This window comes from Sphingomonas sanguinis (assembly GCF_019297835.1).
Classification (GTDB): Bacteria; Pseudomonadota; Alphaproteobacteria; order Sphingomonadales; family Sphingomonadaceae; genus Sphingomonas; species Sphingomonas sanguinis_D.
Map to the genome: position 1 here is coordinate 3,782,486 of NZ_CP079203.1, position 26,402 is coordinate 3,808,887.

General features: G+C 66.6%; 25 protein-coding genes. 13 read left to right on the top strand and 12 right to left on the bottom strand.

What is annotated here, in order from left to right; translation table 11 throughout:
- Nucleotides 1–2: 2 nt before the first annotated feature.
- The 3 genes from KV697_RS17590 to KV697_RS17600 all read left to right on the top strand — a co-directional run bounded on the left by KV697_RS17590 (nt 3) and on the right by KV697_RS17600 (nt 2,002).
- Nucleotides 3–713, top strand: coding sequence for a GntR family transcriptional regulator (locus tag KV697_RS17590; protein WP_257575417.1), 711 nt, complete (start codon nt 3–5; stop codon nt 711–713).
- A 9-nt stretch (nt 714–722) separates the two neighbouring features.
- Nucleotides 723–1,091 (top strand): L-rhamnose mutarotase, encoded by a 369-nt coding sequence (locus tag KV697_RS17595; protein ID WP_219019283.1) that lies wholly within the window; start codon nt 723–725, stop codon nt 1,089–1,091.
- A 65-nt stretch (nt 1,092–1,156) separates the two neighbouring features.
- Nucleotides 1,157–2,002, top strand: a complete 846-nt coding sequence (locus tag KV697_RS17600; protein ID WP_219019284.1) for a fumarylacetoacetate hydrolase family protein — start codon at nt 1,157–1,159, stop codon at nt 2,000–2,002.
- A gap of 205 nt (nt 2,003–2,207) precedes the next feature.
- Here the strand turns inward: KV697_RS17600 and KV697_RS17605 are convergent, their stop codons facing one another.
- The 9 genes from KV697_RS17605 to KV697_RS17645 all read right to left on the bottom strand — a co-directional run bounded on the left by KV697_RS17605 (nt 2,208) and on the right by KV697_RS17645 (nt 11,404).
- Nucleotides 2,208–2,474, bottom strand: a complete 267-nt coding sequence (locus KV697_RS17605) for a hypothetical protein (protein WP_219019285.1) — start codon at nt 2,472–2,474, stop codon at nt 2,208–2,210.
- 37 nt (nt 2,475–2,511) lie between these two features.
- The gene (locus KV697_RS17610; protein WP_219019286.1) at nt 2,512–3,300 is read right to left on the bottom strand and encodes an SDR family oxidoreductase; all 789 of its coding nucleotides are present in this window, start codon (nt 3,298–3,300) and stop codon (nt 2,512–2,514) included.
- An 80-nt stretch (nt 3,301–3,380) separates the two neighbouring features.
- A complete protein-coding gene (locus KV697_RS17615) occupies nt 3,381–3,923 on the bottom strand; it encodes a hypothetical protein (protein ID WP_219019287.1) in 543 nt (180 codons plus the stop codon).
- Between the two features lie 136 nt (nt 3,924–4,059).
- The gene (locus tag KV697_RS17620) at nt 4,060–5,142 is read right to left on the bottom strand and encodes a glycosyltransferase (protein WP_257575418.1); all 1,083 of its coding nucleotides are present in this window, start codon (nt 5,140–5,142) and stop codon (nt 4,060–4,062) included.
- Between the two features lie 170 nt (nt 5,143–5,312).
- Nucleotides 5,313–6,470, bottom strand: a complete 1,158-nt coding sequence (locus KV697_RS17625; RefSeq protein ID WP_219019289.1) for a glycosyltransferase family 4 protein — start codon at nt 6,468–6,470, stop codon at nt 5,313–5,315.
- Entirely contained in the window at nt 6,467–7,762 is a 1,296-nt protein-coding gene (locus KV697_RS17630; protein WP_219019290.1) for a hypothetical protein, read from the bottom strand. Before KV697_RS17630 ends, KV697_RS17625 begins: the two co-directional genes overlap by 4 nt.
- Nucleotides 7,759–9,153 carry an O-antigen ligase family protein gene (locus KV697_RS17635; protein ID WP_219019291.1) on the bottom strand — a complete coding sequence of 465 codons (1,395 nt, stop codon included), beginning with the start codon at nt 9,151–9,153 and terminating at the stop codon, nt 7,759–7,761. Before KV697_RS17635 ends, KV697_RS17630 begins: the two co-directional genes overlap by 4 nt.
- A complete protein-coding gene (locus tag KV697_RS17640) occupies nt 9,150–10,298 on the bottom strand; it encodes an acyltransferase family protein (protein WP_219019292.1) in 1,149 nt (382 codons plus the stop codon). The genes KV697_RS17635 and KV697_RS17640 overlap by 4 nt, the downstream gene beginning before the upstream one ends.
- Entirely contained in the window at nt 10,295–11,404 is a 1,110-nt protein-coding gene (locus KV697_RS17645) for a glycosyltransferase family 4 protein (protein ID WP_219019293.1), read from the bottom strand. Before KV697_RS17645 ends, KV697_RS17640 begins: the two co-directional genes overlap by 4 nt.
- A 202-nt stretch (nt 11,405–11,606) precedes the next feature.
- On the opposite strand from KV697_RS17645, the gene KV697_RS17650 reads away from it, so the two are divergent.
- The 3 genes from KV697_RS17650 to KV697_RS17660 all read left to right on the top strand — a co-directional run bounded on the left by KV697_RS17650 (nt 11,607) and on the right by KV697_RS17660 (nt 14,999).
- Complete coding sequence (locus KV697_RS17650; protein WP_219019294.1) at nt 11,607–12,404, top strand: transglutaminase-like cysteine peptidase; 798 nt, start codon at nt 11,607–11,609, stop codon at nt 12,402–12,404.
- Nucleotides 12,405–12,489: 85 nt separating this feature from the next.
- Complete coding sequence (locus KV697_RS17655) at nt 12,490–13,785, top strand: cell wall hydrolase (protein ID WP_257575419.1); 1,296 nt, start codon at nt 12,490–12,492, stop codon at nt 13,783–13,785.
- A gap of 83 nt (nt 13,786–13,868) precedes the next feature.
- Entirely contained in the window at nt 13,869–14,999 is a 1,131-nt protein-coding gene (locus tag KV697_RS17660; protein ID WP_219019295.1) for an acyltransferase family protein, read from the top strand.
- Here the strand turns inward: KV697_RS17660 and KV697_RS17665 are convergent.
- Entirely contained in the window at nt 14,902–16,047 is a 1,146-nt protein-coding gene (locus KV697_RS17665) for an acyltransferase family protein (protein WP_219019296.1), read from the bottom strand. The two genes, KV697_RS17660 and KV697_RS17665, sit on opposite strands and share 98 nt — an antisense overlap.
- Nucleotides 16,048–16,230: 183 nt before the next feature.
- Here KV697_RS17665 and KV697_RS17670 point away from each other — a divergent pair, with 183 nt between their 5' ends.
- The 5 genes from KV697_RS17670 to KV697_RS17690 are packed head-to-tail and all read left to right on the top strand — an operon-like array spanning nt 16,231 to nt 21,558.
- Nucleotides 16,231–16,797, top strand: a complete 567-nt coding sequence (locus tag KV697_RS17670) for a polysaccharide biosynthesis/export family protein (protein WP_257575421.1) — start codon at nt 16,231–16,233, stop codon at nt 16,795–16,797.
- A 29-nt stretch (nt 16,798–16,826) separates the two neighbouring features.
- The gene (locus tag KV697_RS17675) at nt 16,827–17,327 is read left to right on the top strand and encodes a hypothetical protein (RefSeq protein ID WP_219019298.1); all 501 of its coding nucleotides are present in this window, start codon (nt 16,827–16,829) and stop codon (nt 17,325–17,327) included.
- Between the two features lie 52 nt (nt 17,328–17,379).
- The gene (locus KV697_RS17680; RefSeq protein WP_219019299.1) at nt 17,380–18,681 is read left to right on the top strand and encodes an outer membrane beta-barrel protein; all 1,302 of its coding nucleotides are present in this window, start codon (nt 17,380–17,382) and stop codon (nt 18,679–18,681) included.
- Between the two features lie 46 nt (nt 18,682–18,727).
- Entirely contained in the window at nt 18,728–20,842 is a 2,115-nt protein-coding gene (locus KV697_RS17685; protein WP_219019300.1) for a GumC family protein, read from the top strand.
- Between the two features lie 20 nt (nt 20,843–20,862).
- Nucleotides 20,863–21,558 carry a hypothetical protein gene (locus KV697_RS17690; protein ID WP_219019301.1) on the top strand — a complete coding sequence of 232 codons (696 nt, stop codon included), beginning with the start codon at nt 20,863–20,865 and terminating at the stop codon, nt 21,556–21,558.
- Here KV697_RS17690 and KV697_RS17695 read toward each other — a convergent pair.
- Together KV697_RS17695 and KV697_RS17700 are read right to left on the bottom strand one after the other, a co-directional pair.
- Nucleotides 21,523–22,743, bottom strand: a complete 1,221-nt coding sequence (locus tag KV697_RS17695; protein ID WP_219019302.1) for an O-antigen ligase family protein — start codon at nt 22,741–22,743, stop codon at nt 21,523–21,525. The two genes, KV697_RS17690 and KV697_RS17695, sit on opposite strands and share 36 nt — an antisense overlap.
- 97 nt (nt 22,744–22,840) lie before the next feature.
- Nucleotides 22,841–23,611 carry a WecB/TagA/CpsF family glycosyltransferase gene (locus tag KV697_RS17700; RefSeq protein WP_219019303.1) on the bottom strand — a complete coding sequence of 257 codons (771 nt, stop codon included), beginning with the start codon at nt 23,609–23,611 and terminating at the stop codon, nt 22,841–22,843.
- A gap of 379 nt (nt 23,612–23,990) precedes the next feature.
- On the opposite strand from KV697_RS17700, the gene KV697_RS17705 reads away from it, so the two are divergent.
- Nucleotides 23,991–24,854, top strand: a complete 864-nt coding sequence (locus tag KV697_RS17705) for a hypothetical protein (RefSeq protein WP_219019304.1) — start codon at nt 23,991–23,993, stop codon at nt 24,852–24,854.
- Between the two features lie 75 nt (nt 24,855–24,929).
- Nucleotides 24,930–26,402 (top strand): O-antigen ligase family protein, encoded by a 1,473-nt coding sequence (locus KV697_RS17710; RefSeq protein WP_219019305.1) that lies wholly within the window; start codon nt 24,930–24,932, stop codon nt 26,400–26,402.

Below are 26,402 nucleotides of genomic sequence, written 5' to 3' on the forward strand. Positions count from 1 at the left end.
CCATGACCAAGCCTGCCCGCCCTGTCCGCGCCCGTACCCGTGCCGCCCAGCCTAAGGAACCGAGCGAGGCCGGACGGCGGCTGGGCGACCTGGCCTATCGCCGGATATTGGAGGGGTTGTTCGACCGGCGGATTTCGGCGGGCGCATTCATCTCTCAGAACGAGCTGATGCAGTTGCTCGACCTGCCGATCCAGCCGCTGCGCGACGCGCTGCGTATCCTGGAGACCGAGGGCATCCTGAAGATCCATGCCCGCTCGGGCATCGAGTTTCTGAAGGCCGATCTGGAGCTGGCGCGTTCGACCTATCAGTTCCGCTCGATCATCGAACGCTCGGCAGCGCGCGCCTATGCCGAGACTGCGGAAAAAGCGGAGATCGAGCGGCTGATCGCCGATCATCAGGCGCTGCTCGAACGGCTGGAGGCGAGCAGTGTCGATGACGTCACCGAGGATATGGAGGCGCTGGAACAGCGTTTCCACGGCAGTATCATCGCCGCGCTGCGCAATCCGATGATCGAGACGACGGCGCGGCGGCTGAAGAATTATGTCGCGGTCATCCGGCTGGACCTGACCTGGACCGCGCCGCGCATGATCCGCACCATTCGCGAGCATCTGGACGTGCTGAACGCCTGTCTGGCGCGCGATCCGGCGGCGGCGGAAGCAGCGCTCGCCCATCACTTTCAGGCGGCACTCCAGCGCATCCTGGGCATGGTCTGAGTCCCCCCGATGACGATGTCACCGGCAAAGGCGGGGGCGAACCGCCGCTTCGTCCGCATGATCGATCTGGCCGACGATACGGCGGCGATCGCGGCCTATGAGGCGGCCCACAGCCCCGGCAATACGCCCGCCGAGGTGTTGGCCTTGCAGCGGCGGCACGGCATCGTCGAACTGGAAATCTACCGCCTCGGTACCCGGCTGGTGATGCTGATGGAGGTGGACGCGACCTTCGACCCCGAGGGGCTGGACCGGGAAACGGCGGCCGATCCGGTGCTGATCGAATGGCAACGCCGCATGGGCGCGCTGCAACGGCCACTGCCCGGACATTCGGGTTGGGCGGAGCTGCCCTGCATCTTTCGACAGAGCGATCATCCCTGAACGGGGGCGAGCGATATTCATGGCCGTCACGCTGCGTGGCGGCGTACCCATAAGGAGACGGACGGATGAAGTTGTTGCGTTATGGCGAAATGGGGCGCGAGCGGGCCGGACTGCTGGACGATCAGGGCCAGATCCGCGCGCTGCCCGAGGCGCTGGGCGATCTGGTGGGCGACCGCCTGACGCCGCAGGGACTGGCGGAGATCGCCGCGCTCGACCCCGCGACGCTGCCGGTGGTCGAGGGCAATCCCCGCCTCGGCTCGTGCGTGGCGCGCCCCGGCAAGTTCGTCTGCATCGGCCTGAACTACCGCGCACACGCCGCCGAGAGCAATCTGCCCATCCCCGCCGAGCCGGTCATGTTCGGCAAGTGGAGCAGCGCCGTCGTCGGCCCCAACGATGATGTCGAAATTCCGCGCGGGTCGGAAAAGACCGACTGGGAAGTCGAACTGGGCGTCGTGATCGGCACGCGCGGCCGCTACCTGAGCCAGGACGAGGCGCTGTCGCATGTCGCGGGGTATTGCGTCGTGCATGACGTGTCTGAGCGTGCGTTCCAGCTGGAGCGCGGCGGCACCTGGGACAAGGGCAAGGGGTGCGACACCTTCGGCCCGACCGGCCCGTGGCTGGTCACGGCGGACGAGGTGGGCGATCCGCAGGCGCTTCGCCTGTGGCTGGAAGTCGACGGCAAGCGCTATCAGGACAGCAGCACCGCCGACATGATCTTCTCGGTCGCCGAGCTGGTGTCCTATGTCAGCCAGTTCTGCACGCTGGAGCCGGGCGACATCATCTCGACCGGCACGCCGGAGGGCGTCGGTTTGGGCCAGAAGCCGCCGGTCTATCTGCGCGCGGGCCAGACGGTGCGGCTGGGCATCGACAAGCTGGGCGAGCAGACGCAGCGCATGGTCGCGGCGGGCTAAGTCTTCCCTCTCCCCTCATGGAGGGGAGAGGGTTGCGCAGACTAAGCCTTTGCGAAAGCAAAGGCTTAGTCGGAGCTGGGTGAGGGGTGGGCGCTCGCCTGGGCGAGCGCGCGAGCCAAAGGCTCGCTCAACCCCTCACCCAAGCTGCGCTAGCCAGCACGCTGGCAAGCTCCGCTAACCCTCTCCCCTATCCAGGGGAGAGGGATTATTCCTCCGCGTCGATCTCGCTATCGACGCTGTCCATGAAGTCGCGCGCCGCCTCGCGGTCTTCCTCGTCGTCAAAGGCTTCGTCGATGTCGGGCGCGACGCCGATCATATAGGCCAGGCACCACAGCGCGAAGCGGCGGCCGCTGTCGCGCTCCAGCCCGAACTGCACGCGCAAGCGGTCGATCCCCGCGCCGAGCTGTTCGGGAGTAAGGTCGGCAATCTCTTCGGTGCCGAAAAAGCGGACGAGCAACTGGTCGAAATCCATGGCCGTTCATAGCCGACCCGCTGCCCGTTCCCAAGCCTCAGTTGCCGGACTGGATACGGTCGCCGGCCGCCCGCTGCTCGGCGGCGCGCTTGGTCAGGTTCTTGAGCGTCTCGTCGAACTTGCCCTCGCGCTCGGCCATGCGGAACGGGCGGACCTGATCGACCAGCACTTCCGACGGCGTCGGCACCTGCGCGAACTGCGCGGCGACCGCATCGGCAAATTCCTCAAGCGGGACATAGCCCGGACGGTGCGCCTGTCCCGGCGTCAGGTCGGTCTGCACGCCCGGCGGGGCCAGCTCGATCACCTCGACCTTGCCCTCCAACTGGGTGCGCAGCGACACGGTGTAGGAATGGATCGCCGCCTTGGTCGCCGAATAGGTCGGCGCGGCGACCAAAGGCACGAAGGCGAGGCCCGAGGTCACGTTGACGATCGCCGCGTCCGCCTGCTGGGTCAGATGATCGATCAGCGCATTGGTCAGCCGGATCGGACCCAGGATATTGGTGGTCAGCGTCGCCTCGGCATCGGCCAGGTCGCGCCGCTGGGTCAGATCCTCGAACTTCATGATGCCCGCATTGTTGAACAGCACGTTCAGCGCGGGGAAGTCAGCGACGATCTGCTTGGCGAAGGCGTCGACCGCCGCCGCATCCTCGACGTCGAGCGTGACGACATGGATGCGCTCGCGCCCCTCCGCCGCCTTCTCCAGCGCCTCGCGGCGGCGCCCGGCGATGATGACCGTGTCGCCGCGATCGTGGAAGCGATGAGCGAGCGCCTCGCCGATACCGCTGCCGCCGCCCGTCATCAGGATCGTGTTGCCGCTGGTCTTCATCGATGCTTCTCCGGATCGGGATGAAATGATCCTCCGCACAATGATCGCCACCGGCTTTCGTTCACGCCGGGCCCGCCCGGTCAGGCCGGTGTGGCGTTTTCGACGACCGTTTCGAAGATTTGCGAGCGATCCGGCCCCTCGGCGATGTGGAGCAGCACCCAGTTCCGGTCGCGCCGCGCGATCACCACGCGGATGCGGTCGTTGAACAGGCCATCGGCCAGCCCGGTGGGCGCGATCTTGCCCGAATTCAGGATCAGGCTGCCCATCGCCTTGCCGCAGGCCGGGCCGATACAGGAATAGGCGAGCTTGTAACCCGCCTTGCCCAGCAGGTCGGTATAATAGCGCTCGATCTGGAGCGGTGCGGTGGCGGGTTTGATGCGATAGTCGATATGCGTGACCCGTCCCTCCAGCATCTGGCGGTTGGCCGTGCCGTCTTCGTCCGCGACCGGGCCGGTCGGCATGACGACGGTGTCGAGCGACGGCGCGCGGTATCCGTCGATGACCGCGCCGGAATAGCGCGGCAGATCGGGGTGATCCTGTCCGTCGCTGTCCTGTGCGAACAGCGGCGCGGTGCAAAGACAGGCCGCGACAGCGACGAGCGACAGGCGGGAGAATGAAGGCATCGATCCGGTTCCCTTCCCAAGGCGACGGCGGATCGCGCCGCATCGCCGGACACATCGCATATTATCGTGCCATTTCAGACGATAATTTCGCAAGCGTAACTGCGGTGCGCGCCTTATTGGGTCTGACGAGCCCGGATCACATGCCCTGAGCGTGCCGCAGGATATCCTGATCGGGGTCGTGATCGGGCCGTTCCGAAGGGTTCGGCACGGCCTGAACAGGCTCTGGCCGGGTCAGGTCGACCGCGGCCAGCGGCGCGCTGGCGGCGACGCGGCGGCGGAAGAAGCCGGTGATGAGGCCCAGCGCGCTGACGTTCCAGGCGGTGAAGGAATAGAGGCCGAGGTGCAGCGATCCGCGTCGTGCCGACAGGAACAGGACCGGCACCGCGATCATCGCGGCCGCGAACGCCCAGTGGCCGCGAAACAGCGCCACGACAAGCGCCAGCCACCAGGCGATGATGACCAGGCCGTTGCGCACATGGCTGAGGCGGCCGATCACGATGCCGAGCTGGCGGCGACCGATAGCGCTGCGCAACACTTCGCCGGGCGCGCCGGAATAGCCGGACGTCATGCGCCGCAGCAGCAGACGATAGCCGCCCATCGCATGTCCGTAATGGTCGACCGCCAATTGGTCGATCCGCGCCAGCGTCCACCCCCTGCTGCGCAACCGGGCGGCCAGTTCGAACTCCTCGAAGGCGTGGAGATTGCGGTCGGTAAAGTAATTCACTTCGCGCAGCGCCGACATGCGGTACAGGCCACCGCAGTCCAGCCGATCCACGACGCCCGGTCGCCAGTTGCGATCGCTGGCCACCTTGGCGCCGCGAATCTGGAACTCCTCGCCCTGCATGTTCGCTTCGTTCACCAGGCCGCCGACGGCGGCAGCCTCGGGATGCGCATCGAGATAGGCGAGACCGGCTGGCAGGAAATCGGGCGACAGCACCATGTCGCCGTCGAGCAGATAGAAATACTCGCCCCGTGCGAACTGATAGGCGAGCTGCCCACCGGCGCCGCACGAACGCTCGTTGTGATTGGCGAGCTGGACGATCCGCACCGGGTAGCGCTGGGCGATCTCGATCGTGCGATCCGACGATCCGCTATCGGCCAGGATCACTTCGCCACCCACGCGCGCGACCGCGGCCAGCGCGCTTTCGAGCGCGGCGGCGATATGCGCTTCCTCGTTGAGCGCCTTGATCCCAATGGTGACCCGAATAGCAGGGGCCAAACCCGAAGAGACGGACGGATCGTGGGTTTCGATCATGCCAGCCCTGATCCCAAAAGTGCCACCCTGCTTCCTAAGATGAGGATGTTAAGCCTGTCTGGTACCCCAAGCTGCTTAATCGACCCTTTATGGAATGTCGCATCGCTGCGTAAACAGCGCAAGAACTCAAATTTTTAATATTGTGCCAGCATTTTGGGAACAATTTGACTCCAGGCCAAACGCTCGCTCGCCGTCTGCGCGGCGCCGTCCGACAGGCGCTGGCGCAGCGCGGGATCGCGCGCGACCCGTTCCAGCGCATCGGCCAGCGCCGCCGGATCGCCAGGCGGGACCAGCAGGCCGTTATGCCCATCCGCGACGATGTCCGGGATGCCGCCCACGCCGCTCGCCACGACGAAGCGGCGATTGGCGAGGGTGGCGGCCAGCACGCCGCTTTGCGTCGCGGTCAGATAAGGCATGACGACCAGATCGGTCGCGGCCATCTCGTCGATCAGCCGTTCGGAGGTGATGAACGCATTGTCCACCGTGACGCCAGGCATCGCGGCGAACTCGCCCTCCAGCCGGTCCATTTCAGGGCCGGAACCCGCCAAAACCACGGTCGGCACGACGCCGCGCGCATGGAGCAGCTTCAGGGCGTCGAGAAAGATGTGCAGACCCTTATAGGCCTCCATCCGCCCGAAACCGAAGATCGCCAGCGGCCGGGCATGGGGATCGGGAAGGTCGGTCGGACGCTCACCCAGTATCTCGCCATGGTCGATCACGACGACCGACTGGGACTGGTTCTCGCGCACGTCGAGATAGCGTTTGCGGCAATAGTCGCCGTGCACGAACACCACCTGTGCCGCGCGGCGGACGAACCGGCGATAGCGGTCCAGCCGCTGTGCGATGACCGCGTCGCGCCCCTCATGCGGGCTGGGGTCGTGCACGGTCAGCGCGATCCGGCAAAAGGGGCGGGCCAGGGCCACCAAGGCGGCGCAGGTCAGCGCTTTGCGCAGTCCCGAGGCCTCTTGCAAATGTATCGTTTCGGGACGGAAAGCGAGCACGCTCTTGAAAAGACGCAAGCCATCCAGTGGCGATTCGAACCGCGTGTCGTGAAACGTGATGCCGGGCGTCGCCGGAAAGGGGCGTCCCTCATAATCCTTGCGCAGCCGACCGAGATTCAGCGCGAGCAGGACATCGGCATCTTCCGCCAGCGCCATGCACATATGCAGCGCATATTCCTCGAAATGCGGCGCGATCATCATGATCCGCCGCCGCTTCGCGCGGGTGGCGGATCGGCCGGACGCCTGCTTTTCGGTCACCGGGGTTTCGGCGATGTGTGCCGACAGATTCATTGCGTCACTACCCCTTCGAGCGGGGCGGGGGCGATGCCCGCTCCATTCGCTTTCAGCCACAACCGGCATTGTCTCCAGATCCACAAGGCGTAGATCGCTTCGCCGACCAGGATGCCGACGATCGACCACAGGGTTCCGGCCAGCAGCAGCAGCGCAAGCACCGCGACGACCGAGAAGCCCGACGAATAGACGCTGGCCATCGCCAGCGGCCGGAACTGGCCCGCCGCCTGGAGCAGCGTGCTCTCCGGCATCCGCATCAACCGGACGCCCGCGACCAGCATCCACAGCGCGGCGCCGGTGGCGACGAAGCTGAGCGGATAGCTGCGCGGGAAGATTGCGTGCGGCGCCACCTGCAACAGGATGGCGGCGGCCAGCGCCGTGACCGTCCAGGCCGCCATCATCGCCCAGCGGAAATGACGGACCGATTCGCGCGCTTCATCGACGCTGCCCCGGCCGAGCGCCCGTGCCATATTGGCACGCTCGAACTCGGTCAGCGCGTTCATCGCGACCGAGATCGGGCGAATCAGCAGCGCGCTGGCGGCGATCGGGGCGAAGGCGCCCGGCCCGAACAGCGCGGTGACGATATAGGCGTGGGAGTTGGCGGTCGCCTCGGTCGTGACGACGCCGACCAGCGACCAGCCCGAATGCTGGCGAAAGACCGGGCCGTAACCGCGCGCGGCTCGGGCGGAAAAGCGGGTGAACTGGTCGCGCAGATAACCGGCCCCGAACGGGATCATGCCCAGCACCGCACCCGCCAGCAGCGTGGCATAGGCGATGCCCAGCGCCCGGTCGGGGAACAGCAGGATCGGGATCAGCCCCAGCAGCAACGTCACCGCATAGACATTGTCGGAGATCATCGTGCGCAACGGCCGCCCGCTGGCATAGGCATAGGCGCGCGCGAACCAGCGGAGCAGCGCCACGCAGCCATAAAGGCCGAAGATGATCGCTGCACCCTTCGGCACGCCCAGCGCAAAGGCCATCACGCCGAACAGCACCGCCGCCGCCAGCGCCACCAGCAGGTTGCTGGAGAACAGGCTCTGCATCAGCCGCTCGCGCTCGGGCCCCTCATGCGCGTGGAACAGGATGGGTAGGGGGGCGCAGAACATCGCGCTCCACAGGCCCCAGCTCAACTGGGTGGCGACGAGCAGGAACGAGAAGCTGCCGAACGCATGCTTGTCCAGCGAGCGCAACAGGATCAGCGACAGCAGGAACTGCGCGCCCGCCGACCCGATCGGGCCGATCGCGGCAATGCCGTAGCGCAGGATCTTGGCCAGGGGGCCGGTGCCGCTCATGCCGTTACGCCCCCGTTCGTCGCATCACGATCTACCGTCAATCGGCGGCGTCGGCCGGTATCGGCGCGGGTGATGTTATAGCCCAGCGCCACGGCGAGCATGAGGAAGGTCTGCACGATCGCGTCCCGGTCGAAGATGCTGCTCTCCGTGAAATTATGCCCCATCGCGAAGATCAGCATGGCCAGCACCACCGAACCCGGTCCGCGCGGGGCGGTCTTGCTGCTCAACAGGCGACCGATCGGCACCACGATCGTCGCAAAGATCACCAGCAACAGGCCGGGCAGGCCGATCGTGACCAGCAGGTCGAGATAGCCGTTATGCCCCTGGGTGATGTGGAGCACCCATCCCTTGGAATAGGTAAAGATCGGGCTCTTGCCGAAACCGATATTCCAGAACGAGCCATAGCCCGTGCCGAAGAACCAGTGATCCTGGAAATAGGCGAACAGCGGCGGCCAGATCTGCGTCCGCCCCGTAAACGCTCCCTGATCACTCAGGGGCGCGATCAGGTCGTCCCAGTAAATCTGGAGCAGCAGGGTGATCGTCACCGATACGATCAACAGCGCCGGAATCAGGAGCGAGCGATAGGCGGGGTTGTAACGGGTATAGAGGAAGCCGATCCCGATACCCAACACCGCGATGCCCATCGAGGTCTTGGACCCCGATTTGATGAGGAAGACCACCGCCGCGACGACCACCAGGGCGCGAATCCAACGCGCGATGCGGCCTGCGTCCAGCATGAACATGATGAGCGTGAACGCACAGGCCGCACCCGCGAAGTTCTTCTGCAACATCATGCCGCGCCAGTCACCGACCAGGCCGGGATCGGACGCATCGGCGGCCGCCGCCGCCTGGTGGATGCCGAAGCTGGGCACGGCAAGGACCGTCAGGAAGTTGACGGCCAGGGTCACGACCATGACGATCCGCGTGACCTTCATCACGCGCTCATAGCCGATCGATTCCACCGTCAGGAACAGGGTCCAGATAACGATCGTGGTCAGCAACAGGCGCCGTATCCCGATATCGGGCGCGATCGACCAGCTCAGGCTGAGCCAGCACCATCCCAGCGCGACCAACAGGGTCCATGGGACGGCCAGCAGCCGTTCGGGACGGTGCAGCGGCCGTACCGCGAAGATCGCGACGGGCAGGATGGCGAAATAGCAGATCTGGCGAAGCGGGCTGCCCTCGCCGGTGAACGGCTCGGGCTTGTAGGTCATCAGCGGGCCGAGCACCGTCATGATGATCATCGCGGCGGCCACCATCGTCCCGATCCCGGTCGGCGACAGGAAGGCGGGCTTCACCGAGCGGCGCCGCAGCGTCCGCATCTCGAAGCCGTCGTCGATCGGCATGGGCTGCGGCATCGCATCCGATGGCGGCACGGAATTGGATGTCATGATCGGCTGGCTTTCCATTCCGGCTGCCTCGCCGAGGCTCTGGCGCGGGCACGTCGATCGGTGATGCTGCGGATGCCCCGGAGCAACGGTCTTTCGACCAACAGATGCGCGATCAGGCCGGATGCCACCGAAACCAGCGCCACGACGACATAGAGCAGGTGATGCCCGATGATATGGCCATGCCGGGTGAGCGTGCGATTGGCTTGGGCCAAGGCGGAGATGACGGGCGAATGGACTAGGTAGATGGCGTAGCTGGCCTCACCGGGCAGCGCGAGCATCGCTGCCGGCTTCCAGCGCCGTCGCCGGTCGATCAGCACCGCGCCCAGCAGGATCAGCGCGAAGGGCGGGCCGAGAAGCAGCAGCGTGCGCGGATGCTCCTGAACGGTTCCCAGGTGGTTTCCGACCAAACCTGCCGCAAGGAGACCGCCGAGCATCAGGAATCCCGCGATCAGGAACGGCAGGCCCGACCGACCTTCCCAGCGACGATAGCCGACATAGGCCAGCGCACCGAGGGCGAAATAGAGGTTCCAGCTGTGCAGATACCAATAATTGGTGTCATGCCCCAGGATCAGCCCCCAACCGATGACGGCCGCACCCCAAAGACCGATCACCACCGAGCCGATGCGACGATCGAGGATCAGCAGCAGGAACATGAAATAGAAGAAGATTTCGTAGAACAGAGTCCATGCCACATGCAGCGGCAAAGTGGGCACCGGCACGATCTGGAGCAACAGATAGGAACCCAGGATGTTGGGCCAGGCCCAGCTGAATTCCAGCGTGCCCAAGCCCATCGCGATCGCCGCCAGGAATCCGGTCAGGAAGACCCAGTAGATCGGATAGACGCGCGTGAAGCGCCGCATCAGGTAATGGCCTGCGCGCTCGGGTCGGCCGATATCGGCGTGATGCGCATAGGGGATGATGAAGCCGCTGAGCACGAAGAAGAAGTTGACGCCCGTCCACCCCTTGCCCGCCACCGCGCCCCACAGGTCGATGCCGCCATAACGCGGCTGCGACAGGATGAGGTGGGTGTGATAGATCGCCACCGCCAGTGCCGCGATGCCGCGCATCACCTGGATGGACGCCAGCGGCACCCGACTCGGGCGGGCGGCGGCTCCTTCGCTGCCGCGTGGGGCGGCGGCGGTCACGCGATCAGCGCCTGATAGGCGGCCATCATCGCCTCATAGCTCGATTCGGCCCCGACCTTGCGGGCCAGCGCGGCCCATTCGGCATAGGCCTGCGCATCGTCGAGCAGCATGGTGACGTGGCGGGCCAGCCCTTGCGCATCGTCGATCGCCACCGCCAGGCCGCAGCGCGTGCCGTCCTTCGCGGTGATCCCCTCGATCTGGACGGGAACGTCGGAGACGACGATGGGCATGCCCAGCTTGGCCGCCTCGACCAGGCCCAGGCTGTGCCCCTCGAACAGGCTGATCTGCACGAACACGTCGCCCGCGGCCAGGATCGCCAGCGCTTCCTCACGCGGGCGGTGGCCCAGAAACTCGACCCGGCCGGTCACGCCCAGCTCGGCGGCGAGCGCCTCCAGCGCGGCGCGGTCCGGCCCGTCGCCGACGATGCGGACGGTCACGTCGGGCATCAGCGCGGCGGCGCGGATCAGCAGCGGATAATTCTTCTGCTCGGCCAGCCGTCCGGTGGCGACCACGGTGCGCGACCGGGCGATGCGGGGGGCATGCTCGGCGGCGAGCCTGGCCAGCAGCGCCTCGATGCGCGGCGGCACCGCGTTGGTCACGGTCCGGCGCTTGGCGCGATAGACGGCGGGCTTCGCCTCCAGCGAGCGGCCGACTTCCTCGGACACGCTGATGACGGTGGCGACCGAGCGCAGCGAGCCGGTCAGCGAGTCCGCGCCGTTCAGCACGCGGCTATGCGTGCCGACCGGCGAGTGGTGCGAGGTGATGACCTTTGTCTTCGTCCCCGCCAGCCGCGCGCACAGGGCCGCCGCGACGTTGGCGGCGGGCATGGCGGTGAAGATCACATCGGGCTTTTCGCGCCGGATCAACGCGGTCAGCGCCCCCAGCATCCGCGCCGCCGCCAGCGGGCCCTTCGGCTGCCGCTCGACGACATAGCGCCAGGGCAGGTCGGCCGAGGTGGTGCGGATGTCGGCGCGCAGCGGGTAGAGCGCCATTAACTGGACGTTATCGCCTTTTGCGAGAAAACCCTCGGCCAGATTGGCCCAGATTTCCTGGGCGCCGCCCGCCGACGAGTGGGAGACCATGAAGATGATGGAACGGCGATCCACATGTCCCCCCGGACGGACAGTCTCGAATGGAAAGACGCACCCTGCGTCATTCTACGGGCTCGCCATGGCACATTGCACTGCGGCAAAAAAGGTCCGGCCGGGCCGGGCCGGTCCAGACTCGGGACGCTCCGCCCAAATCTTACCGTCGCGTTAACCTCTCCCGCAAAGGTTCGTTGAAGATCGATTCGGCAAGACAGTCGGCATGACGTTGCCGCTTGCTTGCCGCCCCGGCATCGGGGCATCCCTCTGGATCGCAGCGTTGCTCGCCGCGGCCTTGCCCTGGACGCCTGCACGGGCGGAGGCTTTCGTGCCGTTGGGCACGGTCGCCGACGCGCCCTACGGCTTTACCGAGATGTGCGCGCGGACGCCGACCGCCTGCTCGCTCGGCGCGGCGGGTGCCGCTGGCGCGCGCACGGTCGAGGTGGCGACGTGCTTTGCCTTCGGGGACGGTGCAGCGGGCTTCCTGCCCGTCAGGTCTTTCATTCCCGGCCCGTTTTCCGTGGATGAGCCGCAAGCCTGCCTGCCCCAGGAGGGCGAGCGGTTCGGCCCGACCGGTGCGGTCGGCGCAGCGGCGTCGGTGCCGTCGCGACTGGCGGAGGGGTCGGCTGATCGCGGCCTGATGCGCACCGTCAAGGCGGTCAACATCCGCGCCAATCGCCATATCGCCCAGCGTACCGACCGCGAAATCTATGGCGAGGACGAGCATTGGCAGGCGGCGGGCATCGGCGCGGGCGCGGCGGGCGATTGCGAGGACATCGCGCTGGAAAAGCGCGACGAACTGCTGGCGGCGGGCCTGTCGCCGTCGCAGCTGCTGCTCGCGACCGCCTTTGTCCGCAATGTCGGCCTGCATACCGTGCTAATCGTCCGGCTGAGCGACGGCGATTTCGTGCTCGACAGCCTGGTGCCTAGCATCTCGCGCTGGGACAAGGTGCGTTACGCCTGGTTGCGGATGCAGGATCCCGCCGACCCGATGGTCTGGCGGCGCATGGGGGCGATCTGAAGCCGGGTTGAGCACCGGACGCCGAGCGGCGGAGGCTGAGTATCGGGGAATTGCGTTCTGTGCCCCTTGTGCTAGCCCGCGCCGGGTGACGGACGGCCCTTCCAGTTTCGACCCGCCGATGGCGACCGACGGCGACGCCGATCTGATCCTGAGCGATCGGCTGCGGCGGCCGCGCCGCGATACGCCGCGCGGCACGGTGCTGGCGCTGCTGCTGCTGCTGTGCGTCGCGCTGATCGGCGGCGTCGGTGTGGCGGCGTGGCGGATGGTGACGGGATCGGCCGAAAGCGCGCGGCCGGAGCGCCCGCCATCCTCGCCCGGTTTTCGGGAGGCGCGGGTGTCGCAGGCACTGCCGCCGCCGCCGGCTGTCGAGCCGGTGCAATATATGTCGGTCACGCCCGACGATGCGCGCGCGATCAACGCGGCCAAGCCCTTTTCCACCCTGCCCAATCCGGCGGCCCGGCCCTGGGCGGTGACGCTGGCGGCACCCGATGCGGAGCGCGCGCTGGACTGTCTGGCGGCGGCGGCCTGGTATGAGGCGGGCGACGATACGCCGGGCGAGCAGGCGGTCGTCCAGGTCGTGCTGAACCGCGTCCGCCATCCCTCTTTCCCCAAGACGATTTGCGGCGTGGTGTTCCAGGGATCGGAGCGCACGACCGGCTGCCAGTTCTCCTTCACCTGCGACGGCGCGATGCGGCGCACGCCCAGCCCGGCGGCATGGCTGCGGGCCCAGGCGGTGGCGCGCGCGGCGATGGCGGGCGTGGTCTTCGCGCCGGTCGGCTGGGCGACCCATTATCATACCGATTGGGTGGTCCCGACTTGGAACGCCACGATGGAGAAGATCGCCAGCCTCCACACCCATTTGTTCTTCCGCTGGCCCGGCGCGATCGGGCGGGGCGGCGCCTTCGGAGGACGCCACACGGGGACCGAGCCGGTGATCGCCGCCCTCGCCCGCCTGTCGCCCGCGCATCGGGGCGGGGCGGCGACGCTGGCGGACCCGACGGCGGCGCAGCTCGACCAGCCGGACGACCGCGTGACCGTGTCGGACGCGGCTGCCGCCGCTACCGCGCGGCCGGAGGGGGCGGGGGAGGTCCATGTCCTGACCATCCGGCCGGGCGAGTTCGCCGGGGCGCTGGCGCTGAATGCGCTGAAGCTGTGCCAGCCCTCGGCGGGGCGACCCTGCTGGGTCATCGGCTTCACAGGGCAGCCGGGGCGCGTCGTGCGTGGCCCCGGCGGGCGGCCGGGCTGGCCCGACCGGATGCCCGACTTCTATTATTTCGCCGACAAGATGCGCGGGCGCGAAACGGTGTATTGGAACTGCCAGGTGATGCCGCGTGCCAATCCGGCACAATGTATGCCGACGGGCTTTACGCCGGAAGGCTGATCCGACACCGCTTCCATGCGAGAGGATCGGGGGCGGATGCGCCCGAGTTTCGGCGTAAGCGGTGGTGAAGGGGGCATATATATATGGACGGCATCGGACGGGACGCGGCGACCAATGCCCTGCCGCGCAAGCTCGATGGATTGCAGGTCGGTCGCGCGATCGCGGCGCTGTCGGTCGTGCTGACCCATTCCGTCGCCTATCCCTATGGCGGCCATGCGCCCCATGCCTGGCATTTGCTGGGCCGTTACGGCGTGACGCTGTTCTTCATCATCAGCGGCTTCATCATGGTCCATACGACTGGCGCGGGGCCGTTCGACCCCCGGCGGTTCATGGCGAACCGCATCCGCCGGATCGTGCCCATCTATTTCGTTGCCAATGCCGTGTTGATGGTGCTGACGCTGGTGGCGCCGGGGGCGTTTCGCCGTACCGTGTTCAACGCCGCGCATATCGTCCGGTCGCTGCTGTTCATCCCCAGTTATGAACCGGCGGGCACCGGTGCGATCTGGCCGTTCTTCCGGCTGGGCTGGACGCTCAATTACGAGATGTTCTTCTATGTCTGCTTCGCGGCGCTGTTCGCGCTGACGGCGGGGCGGCGGGCGCTGGTGCTGGGGGCGGGGTTCATCGGATTGATCCTGCTCGGCGCCGCCCATCCCTTCACCGCCGCGATTCCGCTTTTCTATACCCGGATCGACACGCTGGGCTTCGTGGCGGGCGTTGCGCTAGGCATCATCGGGTTGAAGGGCGGCTTCCAGTTGCGATGGGGCGTCATGGCGGTGGTGCTGGCGGCGAGTTTGGTCGGCTATGTCTACCTCGCCATCCATATCGACGCGATCAAGGACATCGTCTGGACCCAGGTAGGCATGGTCGCGGTGTGCATGGCGCATATCGCGCTGCTGGTGCTGCTGGTTGATCGGGCGGGGTGGCGTGCGCCGCGCTGGCTGACCTTTATCGGCGATGCCAGCTATTCGCTCTATCTGTTTCACATGTTCGTGATCGGCGCGGTTTCGGCGGTGGCGCACCGCTTGCCCCCGTCGCTGACCGTCCCGCTGATGGGGGTCGCGGTCGTCGCGTCGCTGGTGACGGGCGGGCTGGCCTATCGCTTCGTCGAGAGTCCGCTCAATCGGCTGGTCCGGGGGCGGCGGCCCCTGACGGCGGCGCAGATCGGCGACGACGCAGCCAAGGCGCCAATGGGCGGCCATGCGCCAAGGCCCTGATCAGCGGTCGTTCGATCAGCCGATGGGCGACCCAACCGCCCAGTACCGCCATCGCTACGGCGGCGGGCAGGAACAGCGGATGGCCGATCAGGTGCAGGCGCCGCGCGACCTGCATGACGATCAGCAGGATCGGGTTATGCACCAGATATAGCGCGAAGGAAGAATCGCCCAGCGCCAGCCCGGCCCGTTTGAACCAACCCGCGCGGGCGCGGCAGGTGATGGCCAGCCAGACGGGCGGAACGGCCAGCGCCGTCCACACCAGGCTGCGGCCCAGGCTATTGGGCAGGGCGAGACGATCGACGATCAGCGCCACCGCGATCGTCGCCAGCAGCGGTGCGATCAGCCCGAAACCGCGCTGTGCCATGACAGGATGACGACGCAGCGCCAGCAGGCCGAGCAGGAAGCCAGCCCCGAATTGCAGGTTCGCGCCGCCATTCGCGCCCAGGAACACGACGCGGAACAGCTCGGACCATCCGCCCAATTCCTCCGGCGGCCGCACGCCCAGCAACGGCACCAGCGGCCAGCACAGCAGCGGTGCCAGGAACCACAGGACGAGCGGCAGGAAATGGCGGCGCCGGCCCATCACCAGGATCAGGAACAGGCCATAGAAGAGGAATTCGTGGCGCAGGGACCAGACGACATTGGGCTTCAGTTCGCCGACCGGCCAGACCGACAGGGCGCGCAGCATCGGCCCCCATTCGACCGCATGGGTGCTCACGAGGGAGAGCAGGTTGTAGCCGATCACGCACACCCACAGGAACGGCACGATCCGCACGAAGCGGCGGCGGGCGAAATCGGTGCGGGTCAGGCGGGGTAACCATCGATCGTCCAGCGACACCAGCGCGATGATGAAGCCGGAGATCACGAAGAAGATCGACACGCCGAAAAGCCCGGCATCGTTCAGCACGCCCCTATAGGCGACATGACCCAGAAACCTGGAGTGCTCCAGGATCAGGTTGGCATGGGTCGCCACGACGAGCAGGGCTGATAGCCCCCGCAGCAACTGTACGCCCGGTAACAGTCCGGAATCTTTGGCTTCTTGCGTCACGGCTCGCTTATGATCCTTCGGCGCGAATGACGCGATTGGCTAAATAACCTGCTCTTTGTGCCGTCTAGAGACGGTCGGCCTTTGGCGGGCCGGTGGCCTGTCTTGCCATATTGCAGTGCACGCAATAGCGCATTGACCCAGCGAATATGTAATGTGGCGGATGAAACGGTAATGCGTGAACCAATGGCCCTGACTCTCGTGGCGGCGCTCATGCTCGCGGCGTGCTCCACCCCGGCGGTGGCCTTGCAGGATGCCGGGCGCGTCTCGGCGACGCCGGAGTCCTCGTTCCAGGACGATTACAAGCTGGGCGTCGGCGACAAGATCCGCATCATCGTCTACAACGAGGAATCGATGTCGGGCGAGTTCCAGGTGAACGCCAGCGGCAAGATCGCGCTGCCGCTGATCGGGGACGTGCAGGCGATGGGCAAGACCACCGCCGAGCTGGCCCAGGCGGTCACCGCCAGCCTGGCCGCCGGTTATCTTCGCGACCCGCGCGTCAGCGTCGAGGTGCTCACCTATCGCCCCTATTTCATCCTGGGCGAGGTCAAGACGCCCGCGCAATATCCCTATGTCAACGGTATGACCGTGACGAACGCGATCGCGACGGCCGGTGGCTTCACCCCGCGCGCCGCGCAGAAGAAGGTCTATATCCGGCGCTCGGGCGAGGACCGCGAGAAGGTCTATGACCTGACGCCCGACCTGCGCGTCTATCCGGGCGATACGATCCGCCTCGGCGAGCGTTTCTTCTGATCGTCCAACGCGGCAGAAAAGGGGGTTCCATGGCAAAGGTGTCGATCGGGGTTCGAGGTGTCGCGTCCTGCGTGACGGCGGCGATCCTGGTGGCCTGCCTGCCGCTCGGCGCGCAAGCCGTGTGGGCGCGGCCCCTGATGGGCGGTGGCGGCGGGCAGGGCGGCTGTCCGGCGGCGCCCGCTTCCGGTGGCGATGCCATGGCCATCGGTGCGCTGGCCGCCGCCGTCTGCGCTGAAGTGACCCGCCTGCCGAAGGGCGCCTCGACCGACGATCTGGAGGCCGCGATGGTCTTCGCCGTCAGCCAAGCGGCCTCAAAGCCCGCCTTGATCGTCGCCGCACTCGATCGGCTTGCGGGCGCGGATTTGGGGCAACAGAATTTTCCGGCCGCATTGAAGCGGGTGCGGGACGCCTATGCCAATCAGCGGGTCCGCCGGGGTACCGCGGCGGTGAACAACGGCGTGGCCTTTTCCGGCGGCTTTACGACCCCGTCCCTCGCCGGGGGCGGCGGCTCTTCCAACTATACACGATAAGCGGGGGCAGGCGATGAATCAGGGAGATCGACGGCGTCCATTGTCGAAGCGATTGTGGACGCGTCGTATCGCGGTGGCGTCGGCAACGCTGTGGACCGGCGCGCTCGGCGCTGTTCCGGCGGCGGCGCAGGACAACAGCACGCTGCTGCAACCCGCGGTTCCGGTCGACTATGATCGCGGCCGCAATGTCAGCGTGCTTCAGCGCCCGCGCCCGGATTACGATCCCCTGGGCATTCGTCGCGGATCGGTGATGATCTATCCGCGTATCGACCTGGGCCTGGGCGCATCGGACAACGTGTTCCTGTCGAGCGCCAACAAGCAGGGCGACGGCTTCGTATCGTTCGCGCCGTCGGTCCGCGCCGAAACCGATTGGAGCCGCCATGAGGTGCGCCTGTCGGCGGGCGGGCGTTTCCGCCGCTATTTCGACAATGGCCTGCGCAATGTCGACGAGTGGAATGTGGGCGGGCTGGGGCGCCTCGACCTGGGTACCGACTTTTCGCTGACGGCGGAGGGACAGGCCGCGCGGACGCAGGAGGACCCGTTCAACGGCGCCACCGACGCCAATGTCGCTGCGCTGTCGCGCTATCGCCGCAATCTGGCGGGCCTGCGCGGCGAATATCGCCACGGCCATGTCCGCACGGTGCTGTCCTACGACTATCAGGATTTCAATTTCGCGCCGATCAACCTCGGCAACGGCACCACGTTCAGCCAGGCCAATCGCGACCGAAGCCTCAGCCGAGTGGCGGGCCAGTTCGAATATGCCTTCTCGCCCAGCCTGGCCGCCTATACCCAGGTCAGCTACCTTCGCACCGATTATTCGACGCAGATTTCGCCGGGCGTGCCCAACCGCGATTCCGACGGCTATCGCGCCATCGCCGGGTTCAGCCTGGACGTGTCGGGCTTTTATCGCGGCATCATCGGCATCGGCTATACGCGGCGCGATTTCATATCGCCGCTCTACAAGGATGTCGGCGGGCTTTCGGCCGAGGCGCAGGCGGAATATTTCCCCAGCGACTTCACGACCTTCACGCTGAACCTGCGCCGCACCATCGAGGATTCGAACATCGGCATCCTCAGCGCCTATTTCGACAACCGGGCGTCGTTGAAGGTCGATCACGAATTGCGGCGCAATCTGATCGTCTCGGCGGGCGGGGAATATGCCAAGCAGGACTATATCGGCACCTCGACGATCGACGATATCTGGCGTGCTCGTGTCGGCGCCCGCTATCTCGCGTCGCGGCTGGTTAGCCTGCAGGGCGAACTCAGCCACGGCAACCGCCGCCGGTCCGGCGTGCCCAACGGCTTCACCATTAACGAAACGGCGGGCATCGTCTCGCTGATCCTGCAGCGCTGAGTATGAGCGGTCTGCGGTCGCACGACATATTTCGGGGAAATTGAACATGGCCACCACGACAACCGACCGGGAAGCGCGACTTTCCGAACTGGTCCATTCGCTGATGGCGATGCTGCGGCGGCGCTGGCTGACCCTGGCGCTGGTGACGGCAATCGTCGCCGGGCTGGCGATCACGGCGATCATGCTGATGCCCCCGAAATATCAGGCGACGGCCAGCATTCGCATCGACCCGAGCCGCAGCCCCGTCGGCAAGGCCGCCGATAATCAGGCGTCGCTGGGCTCCGAAGCGATCGAGACCGAAGTGTCGGTCCTGAATTCGCCCGACCTGGCGCGTGAGGTGGTCAAGCGCCTGAACCTCCAGGCTGATCCTGAATTCGCCAAGGGCCTGGATTCCAACGAAAAGGTCGCGCAGACGGCGGAGATGCGGCTGAGCCGCGTCACCGATAAGGTGATGCGTGGGCTGAAGGTCGGCCGCGACAAGCTGACCTATGTCATCGACATCAGCTTCAAGTCGCGCGACGCGGCCAAGTCGGCGGACATCGCCAATGCCTTTGCCGAAACCTATATCGCGACGCGGGTGAACGGCCGCATCGGCACAGCGACCCAGCAGGCGGACTTCTATCGCCAGCAGCTCGCCGAGGCGGGCAGGGCGCTGCAGGCCGCGCAGGAGCGGGTGGCCCAGTATCGCGCTTCGACCGGCATCGTCGAGAACAATGTCGGCGGCACCATCAACGACCAGCAGATCGCGCCGCTGTCGACCCAGCTCGCCACGGCCGAGGCAAATGCGGCCGAAGCGCGTTCCAACCTGAACGCCGCGCGCCGTCAGGTCGCGGGCGGCGGCATCGACTCAGTGTCGGCGGTGCGCAACTCGCCGGTGATCGCGGACTTGCGCCGCCAGCTCGCCGAAGTGGAGCGCAGCCGGGGTGAGATCGAAACCCGCTATGGTCCCAAGCATCCCGAGACGATCAAGGTTCGCGACCAGATCGCCGCGCTCAACCAGCAGATCCGCGCCGAAGCCTCGCGCGCCGTCGCCTCGCTCCAGGCGGAAGCCGACGCCGCCAACGCCCAGGTCGCCAGCCTGCGCTCCAGCCTGCGCGTGCTGAAGTCGCAGCAGGCCAGCGATACGCGCGCCTCGGCGACGATCGCCAGCTACGACCAGGACGTGCTGAGCAAGAAGGCCGCCTATGACCGTCTCGCCCAGGCGGCGGACGAGGCCAGCCAGTCGCAGCGCAACTCGATCGCGCAGGCCGAGATCGTTGACCGCGCGCAGACCCCGACCGCGCCCGCCCCGCCGAGCAAGTCGGTTCTGGCGGCGATGGCACTGATCGTCGCGTTCGCGCTGGGTCTTGCCGCCGCGATCGTTCAGGAAATGCTGAGCAGCGGCCTGCGCAGCGTCGCGGATATCGAGGATCGCCTCGGCCTGCCGATGCTGGCGACGCTGCCCCGCGTCGGCGGTCGTCGTGGCACGACCCCGGCGGGCATGCTCATCACCAACCCGACCTCGATGTATGCCGAGGCGTTCCGCAACGCCCGCGCCTCGATCCTGGGTGTGAAGTCGCGACCCGCCCCGCGCGTCGTCGCCATTACCTCGGCGCTGCCCGATGAGGGGAAGAGCACCGCGGCCCTGTCGCTGGCGCGCGTCTCGGCGCTGGCCGGTACCCCGACCCTGCTGGTCGAGTGCGACGTGCGCCGCGCCCAGTTGCGCCGCATGGTCGGCTTGAATGTCCAGCAGGGCATGGTCGAGGTCATGCGCGGCCAGCTGGCGCCGGCATCGGCGATCGTCGCCGACGAAGTGGCGGGCCTCGACCTGCTGCCGGTGGCCGAGCCGTTCTTCAGCGCCGAGGACCTGTTCGGTGACGGCCGTCTGACCCGGATGCTTGCGGGGCTGCGCGACCGCTATGGCCTGATCGTGCTCGACCTTCCGCCGGTACTGGGTCTGGCCGATGCGCGGACCGTTGCGGCGCAGGCGGACATGGTGGTTCTCGCGGTTCGCTGGGGCGCCACGCCCGAGCGCGCGGCCGAGCAGGCGGTCACCGCGTTGCAGGCCGATGGCACCCAGTTGGGCGGCGCGATCTTCACCATGGTCGACCCGCGCTCCGACGCGATCGGCGGCATGTTCTATTCGGGCAAATATGCGGCCTATTACACCCCGGCGGCCTGACCTTGAACAGGCGCGCCGGCGTGGCTGATCCGCTGGCGCGCCTGCCTTCGATGGTCATCGGCGGGGCGGCCATCGCATTGGCCCTCGCGGCGACAATCGATACTTTTCGGCAGGTACAGGTCGACCAGATGGTCGAGGCTGCCGCCGATCAGGCGACCGCGCTGGCGCGTGGCAACAAGGCCGAGGTGCGCGCGGTCGCACGGGCCCTTCCGTCCCTGCAAGATCCCCGCGCACAGGTCGCGGGCGCCCTCATCCTCGCCCGCGCCGCGACCGTTGCGACGAACGAAACGGAACGGCAGACGCAGCTTGGAGATGCAGGACGGCTGCTCGCCAGCGCCAATGCCCGGCGGCCCGATTGGGCGGAGGGGCAGGTTTCGGCTAGCTTCGTGTCCTCGCTTCTTGCCGGTGAAGCTGCAAAGCGGCTGGCCGCGCGGCAACTGACGGACAGCTATCGCGCCGCGCCCTTCCTGCGCGATTCGGGCCTGTGGCGGGTGCGTGAGGGACTGTCCTCCTGGTCGCAGCTCCCGGCGTGGAGCCAGTCGCGGCTGGTCGACGAAGGCGTGTGGCTGGCCCGGCTCAACGATCCTCTACGTGCGGACGTCTTCGATATGGTCCGGGGATCGCCCGCCTATCCCGCCTTTGCGCAACGCTGGTTGGAACTGCGGCAGGGTGACGCCGACCTACGCGGTGCGCGCGCCGATCGCACGGCCCCATAGCAGGCCGATCCATGTCATCGTCCCGGCGGCGATGGCAGGAAACTCCAGCGCCAGATCGACCTGCGACGAGGCGATGGCGGCGCTGACAGCCCCGACAAATCCCCATTCCACGATGTCGAGCCCATACCGCCGGGCGTGTCGAACCACCGTTGCCGCAATCCCGAGCAGCGCGGCGGTGACGAGCAGCAGATAGGGCCAGCCGCCATCGATCAGCAGGCGAAGCACGATATTGTGCGGCGAGTTGACCATCCACAGGGTCTGCGCCTGCCGCACATCGTCGAGGGCGTGGGCGCTGGCCAAGCTGAACGACCCGATACCATAGCCCGTCAGCGGGCTGTTCGCGACGATCGCGGCGCTATGCCGCCAGATCGTCAGGCGAACCGACGCCTCAGCGGGAAGCTGCTGAAAACGCTCGAACACCACGCCGGAAAACAGCAGTATGACGAGCAGGAGGATGACCGCCAGCATCGGCCCCACCACCCGAAGCGACGCGCGTCCTCCCAGCCCTCGCCAGACCATGAGCCCGACGACCAGCGCGCCGATCACCGACCCATTGCGCGATCCAGTCAACAGCGTCGCGCCCAGCATCAGCAGCACTACGATCCCATAGGCGACGGTGCGCAATTGCTCCCATGCCGAGGTGCGCGTCCGGGAGGAGGCACCGCTCCGCAAGGCGCGGGCCAGCGCCAGCCCCGCCAGACCGACAAAGACCGTCGCCGATGCATTGGCATTGGCCAGGGTGCCCAGAAAGCGTCCCTCGCCCATCTCCATCCCTGCGGGGGAGGCGATGTCGCCGCCGATGCTCAGCGCCCAAAGCACCGACAGGCTGCCCAGAACCAGCATGCCGTCGGCGATGCGCGCCAGATCGACCCGGCGATAACCGAGCAGCGCGCCGCACAGCAGCGCGGCGATCAACCCGCCAAGACCGACCAGTCCCGGCGGGGCAATGTCGGACGCGATCGGACGGTTGCCGAGCCAGCCCAGGCTGACCGCCATGAGCCAGACCAACGCGGCGACCATCAGCGCCAGGACCGGCCCTGTCGCCCGCCAGAAACGCGGCGAGGGAGCCAGCGCATAGAGCGCGAGCGCCAGCATCAGGCCATAAGCCAGGCCGACGACATCCTGCCCCGCAAAGGAATCGAGGCCGCCCCAGAAAATCCCCGCCGAGGGCAGCAGTGCAAGCATCAGCGGCCAGACGGCACCGTGCGACAGCGGGCGGAAACCCGATGACGAACGTGGGCGAACATCCCCGGCCATCCGGACTCGCGATAGGATCATCGGGTCAGCTGGTCTTGGTCAGCAGGTGGAAGACCGCCACGGGATTGGTCAGCAGATAGCGCATGCCGAGCCGCCGCGGCTCCAGTATCGCGCGATGCAACCATTCGAGGCCCGCCTTCTGCATATAGGCCGGGGCGCGCCGCATCCCGCCGCCGACATGGTCGAACAAGCCGCCGCAGGTGCGAATCCAGGCCAGTCCCTCCAGATTTTCGCGCTGTTCGATCGCGAAGCGTTCCTGCATCGGACTGCCGCGCCCGACCCACAATATGTCGGTGCCCGCCGCCTTGATCTCCTCGCAGATGCGCGGCGTTTCGGCGGCGTCGAAATAGCCGTGGCGGATCCCGGCGATCTGCAAGTCGGGAAACCGCTCCAGCAGCAGTTCGGCGGTGCGCGCCGCGACACCAGGCATCGCCCCCAGCAGATAGAAGCGGATGCCATGGCGCGCCGCGTGTTCGGCCGCATCCCAGAGGAAGTCGGTGGTCGCGACCCGTTCGGGCAGCGGCGCGCGATGCTTCAACCGGCTGGCGAAGATCAGCGGCATTCCGTCCGCGTCGACGATATCCGCCTGGTCGATCAGCGCCCGAAATTCGGGATGGCGATGATAGAGCGCGATCACCAGCCCGTTGCTGGCGACGACGACCTTGGGTTGCGTCTGCACGCCCGCGCGCGCGCGCGCGACATCACGCACCATGCATTCGGCCAGTTGCTGGCGCGTGACGCTGGCCGTCATGATCCCGCCGACGCGCAGCGTGGGAAGGGTGGAGGTGGCCTCCATCAGCATGGCTGCCGGGCGTCGAAAATATGGGAAAAGTGGCCATAACCCTGCGCCGGGCGATCGGTACGATCCGGTGCCGAGCGGTTTGGCGAGAGGAAACAGGCGGTCATGTGGATCATTGCGAGCGGATCAGCCTGGTTGCGGCGAGCCGATCGAGGACGCCATGTTCCTCATTGCTAGATGCACAGTGGTAAATATCAAGCTTCGACGCGAGGCAAGTGACAGCAATTGGAACACTTTCTGAATCATTTTTCCCTTTTCATGACTTTTTAACCGACTGTCCCATGCTGGTCGTCATTGACCGGCTTTGACGTTGGCGCGCGCAGGAGAAGCTTCTATGGGGAGCGGGCGTCGTCCCGGCGCATCTTGCGGAGGTCGCATGAACAGCGCGTATAAATGGGCTGCCACGTCATTGGTCGGTGCGGTCATGCTGTTGGCCGTGACCAACCGTACCGATGTGCTTCAGGCGATCGCGCCGTCCGAACCGCTTCAGAAGGTGACGGCCCCCAGGGGCTGGGTGCTCAAGCAGGATTCGGAAAATTACAAGCAGGGCCCCTATGTGGCCTTTGCCGCCGACTGGTCGGTGACGACGGGCAAGTTGAAGCTGCGTCGCGGCGTCGACTATGCCGACAACATGATCATCAACCCGCGTACCTTCCCCGCCGGAACGACGATGCGGTGGCAGTGGCCGGGCGGCAAGCCGCCGTCGGGCGTCTATGGCTATCTCCACATCGCCTATGGCAATTATGCGGGTGGTGCGCCGGTCCAGCCTGTTCCGCCCGTCCAGATCGCGAACATGCCGGACGTCAAGACCGACTTCGCGGTGACGATCGACGGCGATCCGACGCGCTACAACCTGCTGTCGGAGACCTTCCTGACCGCCAAGCCGGCGCAGTTTGCGACGCGCGGGCTGGAGATCGGTTTCCTGCCCAACGTATCCGCCGATGGGCGCTCCTTCTTCGCGGGTGGCGAACAGCTCGGCGAATGGCGTGATCCCGGCGGTCGGACGTGGAAGGTCGCGATTCGCGGCAAATATTGCATGCTGATTCCGGATGGTCCGACCTTCACGCAAGGGACGCTGTACTTCGGGGCGGTCATTCAATGGCTGATCGATCAGGGGCGTTTGACCGGACAGGAATGGTTCAACGGCCTGGCCATCGGGGTCGAGCCGGTTGGCGGGCGCGGATCGCTGCGCGTCGACAAATGGCGGGTCTATCCGGCGCTCGGCGCCCCTGCGACTTGAGCCGGATGACGATCGTACCCGCGTCGCTGCCCATGGACGGCCATATCGGCGATAGCGCGACCGGATCCTGAACCCATGCGGTCTTTCGGCATATCGGGGTCGAGCGGGACGGATGTGACCGGCTCGCCGACCAACCGCTCGGGTGAGGCCGCGCCGTCGCCTGGGCTTGGCGGCCTGGGGCTTGGCGGCCTGGGACTCGGCGATTGGGCCATGCACATCTTGGTGTTCATGGGGCTGAACTGGGTTCTCCTCTTCTCCAATCTTGCGGGCATGTTCATGCCCGGCCTCGGCGCGGTGGGGCATCAGGGGGGCTATGTGGTCGCGCTGGCGCTGGCGCTTTATGGCGTGGCGACCGCCGGGCGCCTGTCCCCCGCACCGTTGCCGCCGGTCACGATCATTATCGCCTTGCTGTGGTGCTGGGTGAGCGTGTCCTGGGCGATCGACGCGGACACGGCGGTTCGCAAGCTTATGCTTACCTCCTGCGTGATCGTTACCGCTTTCGCCGTGGTGCCACAGATCGGCTATGAACGCGCGGTTGCGATCCTGCGCCAGCAGATGCTGGTGGCGCTGGTCTTGAGCTATCTGCTGGTCCTGCTCTGGCCGACAATGGGTATCCAGTCACGGCTGGGCACCTTCGACGAGGTTGGCGGCTGGCGTGGCATCATGGTCGACAAGAACAGTTGCGGCGCCTTTTGCGCGGCGATGGCGCTGCTGTTCCTGTTCGATGCAGGCAAGCTGAAGCCGCTGCTGCGCTGGGGCGCGTTTCTCGCCGCAATCGTGTTTCTGATCGAGACCCGGTCCAAGACCGCGATGGGAATCCTAGTCGCGATCATGCCGATCGGCTTTCTGGTCCTGCGCTACAATCCCGCCTTCCGCCTGTTGCTGGTCCCGGTCGCAGTTTGTGGGGCGATCTTCGTCTTCCTCGCCTGGAACCGGTTGCTGCTTCCGTTCGAGCGGGCGCTCTACGATCCAGAGGCCTTTACGGGTCGTGGAATGATCTGGAAGACGCTGGTCGGCTATATCCGCGACCACTGGCTGCTGGGGGCGGGATACGGCTCTTTCTGGGGCATCGGTCCGCGCAGCCCGGTCTTCATTTACACCGATCTCACCTGGGTCCAGGCGCTGTTCGTCGGGCATAACGGCTATCTGGATGTCTGGAGCCAGGTCGGTCTCCCTGGCCTGCTGCTGGTGTTGCTGGCGGTCTTCGTCGTGCCGTTCTTGCGGATGTTCAAAAGCCGGACGCTGGCGCCGTCGCGTCGGGCGCTGCTGTGCGCGTTGATGCTCTTCATCCTGGGCGACAATGTGACTGAATCGACCCTGTTCGATCGCGATACGCTGCTCAACATCTTCGCGATGATCGTCATCGCCCTGATCGGAGCGGGTGAACGGGACGGGCGTCCGGCGATAACGATGCGTGGCCGGTCGCTCCGCTCCGGGACAGTGCGGGCGTCGCACGCGTTGCGCGGGAATCTCCAAGCGAATAGAGCCGCTATCATGTCCGGCATCGATGCGACGCCGGATCAGGCGAAGTCCGGGGAGAACAGGTGA